Below are 9,296 nucleotides of genomic sequence, written 5' to 3' on the forward strand. Positions count from 1 at the left end.
TTTAGCATTATAAATGAGTAATTTTAAAAAGAATTAAGTAAATTTTTGTTAACTGTTGTTAGCCCTCTAATTCTTCTCTGAGAACAAATTTATAATTAGTTGAAAGATTGGGTTCGGCACTAATACAACCGATTAATCCAAATTCTTTTAAAATGTCCAAGTTACTTTTTTCATTATCTTGAAGGGAAAGATTGCTAAAATTTTCTCTATCCAAATTCTTGCCCTTATCAATAATCTCTATTAAGGGGTTAGCTTCATAAATTATAGGTTCTGATTTAGGTAAGTCCATCTAAGTTTTATTAAGTTAAATGATTATAACAGGATGACAAAATAATAATTCAATCCCATTATAATTAATTTTTATTTAGTTTGATCGAGGTTTTGCGTAGGGTTCGATTGATTTGGAGATTGCTTCGTGCCTCGCAATGACATAGGGGGAAGTTCGATCGATGTCAATAATAATTTTTCACTCCCCTACTCTTACCAAAGCCTGATTAATAACCGATTCAGAAAGATACATTCCCGTTAGGCGTAACTGCTCTAAAACAGGACGAGCTAGAGGTATAACACCTCGTTTTTTTGCCAGTAATACTAAACCTAAAGTACCCTTAACAGGAATGCTTAAAGCAGAAGCACACCGTCGCCCTGCTAAATCATCTATAATTACATCCGTTCCCTTATAGGTATAACCCCAAGTCAATACTTCCGACTCTCCTTTTCCTAAATCCCAATTTTGAATGATTATTGGCACTGATGGAGTTTCCCTTACTACTAACCATTGTGTGTTTACTACAACTTTGGCTGTCAAGTCTTCCTCGCCATAAGTATAAATCTCATCCCAAACAGCCTTCGGCACGATAATCTGCTTATTTACTACTCTTAGCAAATCAATCAATCCAGCCTTACTCAAAAAAATGAGAGGAGAAGTATTGATAACCGTTAAATTACTCACCTTCTAACTCCCTATCCAAATCGGCAAAGTCCACTTGAAAGACATCTATTTTTTCTAGTGCCAACATTGTCAAAAAATCTCTCCGATTTAACCCTGCCACTTGAGCCGCTTTTTCTTGAGAAATTTCCCCCTGTTGATACCAGAATATCGCTGCCGCTAAACGCATCTCCTGTCCAAACTCTTGGGGTGACTTACGCCTTGCTGATAAAACCTCCTCAGACATATTTAAAATTACTTCTACCATTTCAATACCTCTTTAGTACTTTTGTTTAATTATAAGTAAATTTGCTCCCACAGCGTCGCTTTTAGCGATCGAGTTTTATTATAAAATAGAGTTGATTAGCTAGATTGCTTTGTTACTTCGCAATGACGATGAAAAATTCGGAGAAAATAAAAAATGAACGTTTTAGAATTACAAAATAAAATCAAAGATGATTTAGCTGAAATCAGTATTGAAAATCTTAAAATAATAGCAAAATTTGTAGAGTTTATTAAATCAGAACAAGGGATAAATTTAGAAGAGTCAATTAATTATCGTCCTGCTTCAGGAAAGTCAATTTTAAGACATGGTGGCAGATGGAAGGGGGATGATTTAGAGGATTGTCTGCAATTAATGTATGATAATAGAGAGAAAGTAAAAGTTGATAACAATAAAATTAATCCATTTATTTAAGGTAATTAATTATCATAATCATTTAATCATTTATTGATAACAGTGATTTTAAGATAATAATTAATTCAGGTAAGTCTTTTTGGAGGGTTTTCCATAGTACTTTTTTATTAATGTCAAAATAAGCATGAACTAAACGATTACGCATACTAATCATTGCTGACCAATGTATCTCAGGATGATTAACTTGATATTCTTTTGATACCTTTCCTGCCACTTCTCCTACAATTTCAATAGCTTTAACTAAACCAAAAACTAATAAATCATCATTATCTAAATCCGACTCAGTTTTTCCCTCAATAAAAACTATCGCCTTCAGACTAGCATCTAACATATGCTGTAATCTAATTAAATCACTTTTTTCTATCATATTGTACCTGTGCTAAATCTAATACCTGTTGTCGAAAATATTTACTTAAATCTTCGGGAGTGCGTAAATCCACAGTACGCTTAAATATTGAGGATAATTCTAACTCCATTTTGGCTAGGGTAATTAAACCGGGTATATGTTCAGGAGAAAACTCAATTAATATATCTATATCACTTTTCTCGTTAAAATCTGATGTTAACACTGAACCAAATAAGGAAAGTTTTTGAATATGGTGTTTTTCGCAAAAATGCTCGATCGATTTTTTCGGAATAATAATATTCATGGGCTTATTATCTTATTATCGATTTGGGATTATTCAGATTATTTTTTTCAATCAAAATCATAGCTTAAATTAAAGTTATTTTTAGACTGTAAGACGTCAATTAATTTCTGTATATCTTCTTGAGAACTATAACCTCAATGATAGTTAATTTTTATTTAGTTCGATCGAGCTTTTAGGTAGGGTTCGATCGATTTTGGAGATTGCTTCGTGACTCGCAATGACACAGGGGGGATTCGATCGATTTTGGAGATTGCTTCGTGCCTCCCAATGACACAAGGGAAGGTTCGATCGATTTTGGAGATTGCTTTGTGCCTCGCAATGACACAGGGGGAGTTCGATCGAGCAAAGCAGTTCTTAGTGATCGAGATTTTGCTAAGATTAGGAAAAAATTAAATAAATGAATGTTTTAGAATTGATAAAAATTTCAGTCCTTTTTGATACTCCGAGAAAAACTAAAGTCAAAACTGATAATTAAACAATCGAAACTTAGGAATAAAATAAAACAATGCTAATTGATAAAATCATAGAAGAATTACATCAAATTCCCTCAGAAAATTTAACTCAAATTTATGAATTAGTGCATCAAATGTGCTTAGAAATAAATCAAGAAAATGAACAACCACGAACCTCTGGGTTATTACAAGGGAAACTAGGAGAGGCATTTTTTGAACAATTACCAGAAGAAGAATTACAACAATGGGAAACAGATATTTAATTGACACTCATATCTTACTTTGGTGGTTATTTAATGATCCTAAATAAATGATCCTAAATTGACAATTTTAATCGATTTAATCATTTATTTTTTCAAACAAAAATATTTTATCTTTTTCGTAGCTTAAATTAAAGTTATTTTTAGACTGTAAAAAGTCAATTAATTTCTGTATATCTTCCTGAGAACTATAACCTGTTGGATTGTCTAAATTTAGTAAAATATAATCATACTTATCGATCGAATCATAGTCAATATTATCAATGGCTAAACCAATTACTTCTCGATGGGTTAAATGGGGTGCAAATTGAGGTGCAGTTAATACTCCTGCCTTACTTTGAATCAAATTAATTGCTTCATTGCTCGATCGCCATGTATGGATATTTTTCCAGTATAAAGCATTAGGAAAAAAGTAGAGATATTTAGCTAAAGCCAGAAAAGCAATTAAAGACCAAATTCTGATTTTGGCACTAGAATAAAACCATGTTTTATAATTAGCTAAACTAACAATAATGGTAACTATTAAAAAAGGAATTATTGGTAAAGAATATTGATGAACTAAATCTTTTTGCGGTTGATAATCTGTAACTAAATTGAGAAATAAAGTCGGTATAGCAGGGATTAAATTTGTTAATTCTTGCCAAGCCAAGACTGGAATAACAGGAATGAATAATAAAAACAAATATTCCAGATTTGCAGGGGTAAATAAATAAGATAAAATAATCTGGGGTTTTAATATTAGATTCAAGGCAATTTCACCCACAGAATCCCCTAAAAAACTGTATCGGCTAACGGCGGCGGCTTCTTCTCCACTGAAGCTAGGAATAATTAATTGAGTGGCAATAATAAACCAGAAAACACCACTAAATATCGCAATTATTCCATAACTTTTTTTACCCTGAAAAAAGATTAACCATATCCCCATCATCAAAATATTTAAGGCTAATACGGCTTTACATCCTAAGATGAAAATAATTGAACCTATAAACCAATAAATTTTATTTAATTTGACTGCTAAAAGTGCAGTAAAAAATAAAGGTACTGCTATTACTTCGGGGTGAAAATCAAATAAATTAACGTTAAATATGAGGGGATATAAGAGATAAATTAAACAAACACTTCTGGCTTTTGAATCCGTTAAATCCATTGATTTAGCTAAATGCCATATTGGGATAAGTGCGATCGATAAAGCAAAAGCCTGTATAATAAATAACCAATAAACAGAAGGAAAAATTACATAAAAAGGAGCGATTAGATATAAAATCCATGCCCCATGATCTCCTAAAATATGTAATTGTCGAAAGCTAACATAAGGGGTTTTACCTTGAGAAATTAAGTAAATACCGTTGTCAAAAATCCCTAAATCGAACCCTTGAGAATTGAATAAAATATGACGAATACTACTTGATATTAACAGAATAAAAAAGCTAAATATTATATAGTATTTTACTTTATTAAATCGACTCAAAAAATTTAACATTTGATCATCTTCATATCTTGCATGAGTAATTATTTATTATAATAATTAATCAATTTTTGTCGAGGATTAAATTGTTCAATTTCTTTGATTTGTTCATATAATTTTTTTTCCGCTTCACTTACTTCTGAAGGTGCAATCACATCGATAATAATTAGTTGATCTCCCCTTTCTCCTCGTATATTAGGATAACCTTTATTAGCTAATTTTAATCTTTGTCCCGACTTCACTCCTGCGGGTACGTTCATTTTTACTAATCCGTCTATGGTGGGTACTTCGATCGAACCACCAACGATGGCTTCTGCTGGAGTTAAAGGAATTTCGCAGGAAATATCCGAACCTTGTAACTGAAAAATAGGATGAGGTAGTATCAAAATTTTTAAATATAAATCACCGCCTCGAATACCTTGCCCTTTCAAACGGATTTTTTGCCCATGATACATACCTGAAGGCATATCAACTTCGAGCGATCGACCATCTTCCAACTTAATTCTTTCCCTACCACCAGAAAAAGCCTTTTCCAGAGGTAAATCTAGTTTAGCCTCAATATCCTTTGGTTGAGAACGAGGAGGAGGAGACACCGCCCTTGCCACTCGTTTTGTACCGGGGCTATAATCACCTATGGGGCGAGTAGGATTTGAGGAAATTCTTGTTTTGCCACCATTAGCACTACTGATATTATCCCAAAAACCTTGAAAATTCTTGGGAGGAGTAAAACCACTAGGGCGATTCATTCCCCGTTTATTAGTGCCAAAAAATTGAAAATCATATTGTTGACGTTTTTGGTAATCTGAGAGTATATCATAAGCCTCGTTAATCTGCTTAAATTTTTCCTCAGCCGAAGCATCCCCCGGATTCACGTCAGGATGATAGCGTCTTGCTAAACTACGAAATTCTTTTTTTATTTCTTCAGGGGTAGCATCTCTTGTCACCCCTAAAATGGCATAATAATTGGTCACTGGCGATAAAAAAATTAAGAATTAAGAATGCAGAATTAAGAATTAATAAGGTTTATGAAATGGTATCATGGATCGCTTCGCAATAAATTGACGAAGCTAACAGCGAAAATCTGCTAAAGCGATTTAATAAATATCATTTTTATCAAAATTACATACACAATATTCTGTTGTGTCTTTAAATCAGTCGCTTTAGCCGACTTGTGCTATCAGCAATGAAATTTATTTCTTTGCGGGTTATGAGACTAACTGTTAATTATTCATTATTCACTGTTAATTATTGATTGTCCATTGTGAATTGTCAATGAACTAAGCATTAGCATTTGTCATTTGAGATTGTAAAAATCTGACAATACCTTGTTTTTCAATAAGTCCTACCACAAAACCATCTTCTTTAACTACTGTTAATTCTTGTTCTGGTTGTTGTTCTATTAGTTTAACCACTTCTAACAAAGAAAGGGTATCAATTACGGTTTTTACTTCATTTTTGGATTTCATTAAGTCTGATACTAGGGTTTCATTCCATGATGAAGTGGCGATCGATTTCAAATCATCCACATTTAAAACACCGATCAAAATACCATTTTCATTAGTAACTAAAAATTTACGCCATTGTTGTTTACCAATAACATATTCATTAGCAAACTCTCGTAAGGTTAAATTATCTGGAATAACAGGGCTTTCTGGTAAAATCGCATCGGCGGCGGTGTAGTGATTCAATTTATCTTCAATTCTTGCAGATTGTGCCGCAGTACCCGCATTTTGCAGTAAAAACCAACCAATAAACATCGTCCAGAAGTTACCAAAACCAATGACATTTAATGTACCTAAAATACCGACAATAATGGCAGTCCAACCGAAAAATTGTCCAACCATTCCTGCGAAAATTACGCCTTTTTGGGGATTACCTGTGATTTTCCACACAATCGCTTTTAACACGTTGCCACCGTCTAAGGGAAGCCCCGGAATCATGTTAAATACGGCTAAGATAAAGTTAACCATCGCTAACAACGATACGATTAAACTTAAAGCCAGAGGTAACTCAAAGTTAACGCCGATGATGGTAAACAAGACGAATAATAACACACTAACTAAAGGACCTGCGATCGCCACTAATAAGGCTTGTTCGGGGGTTTGCGATTCTTTTTCTAAGGATGCTAACCCACCAAAAATAAACAGGGTAATGGATTTAACTTGAATACCTTGAGCCATTGCCACGAAACTATGTCCTAATTCATGGGCTAAAACAGAAGAAAATAAAAGTAAAGAGGCAAAAAGTCCTAATAACCAAGGTAAAACCCCCGGCAATCCAGTTTGATAGGCTAAACTACCACCATAGCTTAAAGTCATTAACCCCAATACTAAAAACCATGAGGGATGTATATAGAAGGGAATACCAAATAAACTTCCGACTCTAATATTTCCATTCATAAAAGTTGATCTCCTTATATAAAATATAAAATTGCTTTTTTGTCTTAATTCGATCGAGCTTAACTTCTATTGTAGGAGATGGACAAAAATTATAGTTTTCTTTAAGTTACGGTAATCTACCAAAGAAAAGTTCGGTTAAGGTGATATGAGAAAATCTGCAACATACGGTGATAATTTCGATCGAACCTTCCTTATCTGTCATTGCGAGACACGAAGCAATCTCTTAAAACCCCAAATGCTCACCAAAAACTATAATAATTAAGTGATAGGTAAAAACAATAAAACCATGACAGAAACAGAGATTAAAGATATTATTCAACAACAGTTACCACAATTAATCAGTAACGATCCACTAATACGGGATTTCATTTTGCGTACCGTCTCGGAATATTATGCACCAAAACAAGAAACAGAAAGTAAGTTCGATCGAATTTTAGAAGAATTACAGCGTGACAGGGAAGAACAAGCCCGTAAATGGGATGAAAATAATCGCCGTTTAGATGAGTTTATGCACCAACAAAATCTCAAATGGGATGAAAATAATCGCAAATGGAATGAAACCCTAGAACAAATCAAAAAACTGGATAAAAAATATGATAGCACCATCGGGGCGTTAGGTTCACGGTGGGGATTATACTCAGAAGCCAGTTTCCGTAATGCTCTTAAAGGTATCCTTGAAGATTCTTTTGGGGTGCAAGTATTAAACGTCAATGAATTTGATGACGAAGGGGAAGTATTTGGCAGACCAGATCAAGTAGAAATCGATGTTATTGTTAAAAATGGTTTACTGATTCTGTGTGAAATCAAATCCTCGATCGATAAAGCGGGAATGTATATTTTTGATAGGAAAGTGGCTTTTTATGAAAAACGTCATCAACGCAAAGCTAACCGTAAAATGGTAATTTGTCCTATGGTTGATGATCGAGCCAAGCCTGTAGCGCAAAATTTAGGCATAGAACTTTATAGCTATGCTGATAGCGTAGAATTGAGTTAATTACGTCATTGCGAGGTAACAAATCAATGTCTTTTATCTCTGGGAAGTTGTGACATTGCAACAAAATTTAATATTTATTCATAAACTCTAACTTTTTCGTTATTCTTGAATTTTAAAACAATAAATTTTATTATATCTTTATTGACAAGTGGCAAAATTTTAGATTTATTTTCTTTTTCCATGTCAAAATTTTACATAAGTTTATAAACTACGATGAAAATTTGATAAAAAACCCCCTCATATTTCTCTTTACGTTAAAAGAATGTAAAGAAACATTAACAAAAGGAGAACTAAAATATCATTTATCTGCTATCTTATAAAAAACTTTGAAACAAAAATACAATCGCTATCATAGCATATTATGAAATTTTGTGTAAAATGTAAAGGTTCAGGAAAAATCTTAGAAAGAAGACTCTCTGATTACATCAATTCTTATGACTATTATCCCGTTACCTGTCCCCATTGCCAAACCCAAGAAACTTCTGTTAACTCTCGAAAAAGCTATAGTTTGAGTCGGTGATTTCTCATCTTGTTTAAAACCATCAACACCATCAAGGATACTGTCAATCAAACAATGAAATCAGTTTTGTGATTATTTAACCCACCAATCGTTTATTTGCCCTTAATTTATCTTATTTAATTTATTATTGTACTTAATACGCTAATCAATTCTTTTTTCCCAATCATCACCTAGACTACTATAAATTGACTCTGGTACTGCCATCAGACTTAATATCTCTTTTTGCAACGGATTCAATGATGATATTTCTCGTGAACCATCTCGATGTTTACATAAAGTTATGTTACAGAAACCTCGTAACATTTTTTCTGCGGTGGGACGATTTGTACTGCGTTTTGGATTACCGTCATAAAGACCTGCTAAACTGGATTGAGATTCATGTAATTGACGGCGAACTACAAATTCCATCAAAGTAAAAACTCTCAGGGCGATCGTTAATAAAAACATTAATCCTCTAATTTTATCTTCATCCCGAAAATAAATCGGTAATGCTGATAAACGTCCTTTTTTAAAACGGTGAAATCCCATTTCTGGTTGCCATTGTTCCTTGTATGATTCCACTGCTTCGGTTAAGGTTAATCTCTCTGGGGGGGCATTTGTCACATATAATCGCCAACCTGCCAATATTTCTGTCTCTTCAATTTCAGCTTCTATTCTTTGATAATTCAGTTGTAGATTTGTTTTACGAACCCTTTTATAGGAAGATGATTGAGAACGTGAACCATGACCAATATATACTTTATCATAGCTAATCTTTTTTGTGATTGAATATTCAATATAATTTGAAATTCGATTATTTTTGAGTATATCTTCTACCTTTTTTTGTAATACTTGCTCGTCATTTCCAGGTCGCTTTGCTAAAGCCACTAACGCCGATTCGCCTTTTTCTAAACGACTATGTAATCCCTTAATTTGACGAGTTGCCAAGGCA

13 protein-coding genes are annotated in these 9,296 nt (G+C 33.3%); 3 read left to right on the plus strand and 10 right to left on the minus strand.

All coding sequences use genetic code 11. The features are described 5' to 3' along the window. Positions 1-58 precede the first annotated feature (58 nt). The 3 genes from ACN4EE_RS20615 to ACN4EE_RS20625 all read right to left on the minus strand — a co-directional run bounded on the left by ACN4EE_RS20615 (position 59) and on the right by ACN4EE_RS20625 (position 1,196). On the minus strand, positions 59-289 hold the full coding sequence (locus ACN4EE_RS20615) for a hypothetical protein (protein WP_431708381.1): 231 nt from the start codon (positions 287-289) through the stop codon (positions 59-61). A 177-nt stretch (positions 290-466) separates the two neighbouring features. After that, positions 467-952 (minus strand): DUF3368 domain-containing protein, encoded by a 486-nt coding sequence (locus ACN4EE_RS20620; protein WP_431708382.1) that lies wholly within the window; start codon positions 950-952, stop codon positions 467-469. Further along, entirely contained in the window at positions 945-1,196 is a 252-nt protein-coding gene (locus tag ACN4EE_RS20625) for a UPF0175 family protein (protein WP_431708383.1), read from the minus strand. Before ACN4EE_RS20625 ends, ACN4EE_RS20620 begins: the two co-directional genes overlap by 8 nt. Before the next feature lie 153 nt (positions 1,197-1,349). Between ACN4EE_RS20625 and ACN4EE_RS20630 the strand changes: the two genes are divergently transcribed. Next, positions 1,350-1,625 carry a hypothetical protein gene (locus tag ACN4EE_RS20630; protein WP_431708384.1) on the plus strand — a complete coding sequence of 92 codons (276 nt, stop codon included), beginning with the start codon at positions 1,350-1,352 and terminating at the stop codon, positions 1,623-1,625. Between the two features lie 22 nt (positions 1,626-1,647). Here ACN4EE_RS20630 and ACN4EE_RS20635 read toward each other — a convergent pair whose 3' ends face one another. The 3 genes from ACN4EE_RS20635 to ACN4EE_RS20645 form a co-directional block, all read right to left on the minus strand. Continuing rightward, a complete protein-coding gene (locus ACN4EE_RS20635; protein WP_431708385.1) occupies positions 1,648-1,992 on the minus strand; it encodes a HepT-like ribonuclease domain-containing protein in 345 nt (114 codons plus the stop codon). Next, positions 1,976-2,275, minus strand: coding sequence for a nucleotidyltransferase family protein (locus ACN4EE_RS20640; protein ID WP_431708386.1), 300 nt, complete (start codon positions 2,273-2,275; stop codon positions 1,976-1,978). The genes ACN4EE_RS20635 and ACN4EE_RS20640 overlap by 17 nt, the downstream gene beginning before the upstream one ends. A gap of 172 nt (positions 2,276-2,447) precedes the next feature. Next, positions 2,448-2,621: a hypothetical protein gene (locus tag ACN4EE_RS20645; RefSeq protein ID WP_431708387.1), complete on the minus strand. Its 174-nt coding sequence runs from the start codon at positions 2,619-2,621 to the stop codon at positions 2,448-2,450. A gap of 159 nt (positions 2,622-2,780) precedes the next feature. On the opposite strand from ACN4EE_RS20645, the gene ACN4EE_RS20650 reads away from it, so the two are divergent. Next, positions 2,781-2,990 carry a hypothetical protein gene (locus ACN4EE_RS20650; protein WP_431708388.1) on the plus strand — a complete coding sequence of 70 codons (210 nt, stop codon included), beginning with the start codon at positions 2,781-2,783 and terminating at the stop codon, positions 2,988-2,990. Between the two features lie 76 nt (positions 2,991-3,066). On the opposite strand, the gene ACN4EE_RS20655 is transcribed toward ACN4EE_RS20650, so the two are convergent. From ACN4EE_RS20655 to ACN4EE_RS20665, 3 genes are all read right to left on the minus strand, one after another. After that, the gene (locus tag ACN4EE_RS20655) at positions 3,067-4,467 is read right to left on the minus strand and encodes a DUF2079 domain-containing protein (RefSeq protein ID WP_431708389.1); all 1,401 of its coding nucleotides are present in this window, start codon (positions 4,465-4,467) and stop codon (positions 3,067-3,069) included. Positions 4,468-4,496: 29 nt separating this feature from the next. Beyond that, positions 4,497-5,423 (minus strand): DnaJ C-terminal domain-containing protein, encoded by a 927-nt coding sequence (locus ACN4EE_RS20660; protein ID WP_431708390.1) that lies wholly within the window; start codon positions 5,421-5,423, stop codon positions 4,497-4,499. A 306-nt stretch (positions 5,424-5,729) separates the two neighbouring features. Further along, complete coding sequence (locus tag ACN4EE_RS20665) at positions 5,730-6,851, minus strand: site-2 protease family protein (protein WP_431708391.1); 1,122 nt, start codon at positions 6,849-6,851, stop codon at positions 5,730-5,732. A gap of 286 nt (positions 6,852-7,137) precedes the next feature. Between ACN4EE_RS20665 and ACN4EE_RS20670 the strand changes: the two genes are divergently transcribed. Beyond that, entirely contained in the window at positions 7,138-7,845 is a 708-nt protein-coding gene (locus ACN4EE_RS20670) for a PD-(D/E)XK nuclease family protein (protein ID WP_431708393.1), read from the plus strand. Between the two features lie 661 nt (positions 7,846-8,506). Here the strand turns inward: ACN4EE_RS20670 and ACN4EE_RS20675 are convergent. Continuing rightward, the coding region (locus ACN4EE_RS20675; RefSeq protein ID WP_431708394.1) for an IS1634 family transposase at positions 8,507-9,296 on the minus strand (790 nt) is incomplete at its 5' end.

The organism is Geminocystis sp. CENA526, from assembly GCF_050753365.1.
In the GTDB taxonomy this organism is placed as follows: Bacteria; Cyanobacteriota; Cyanobacteriia; order Cyanobacteriales; family Cyanobacteriaceae; genus Geminocystis.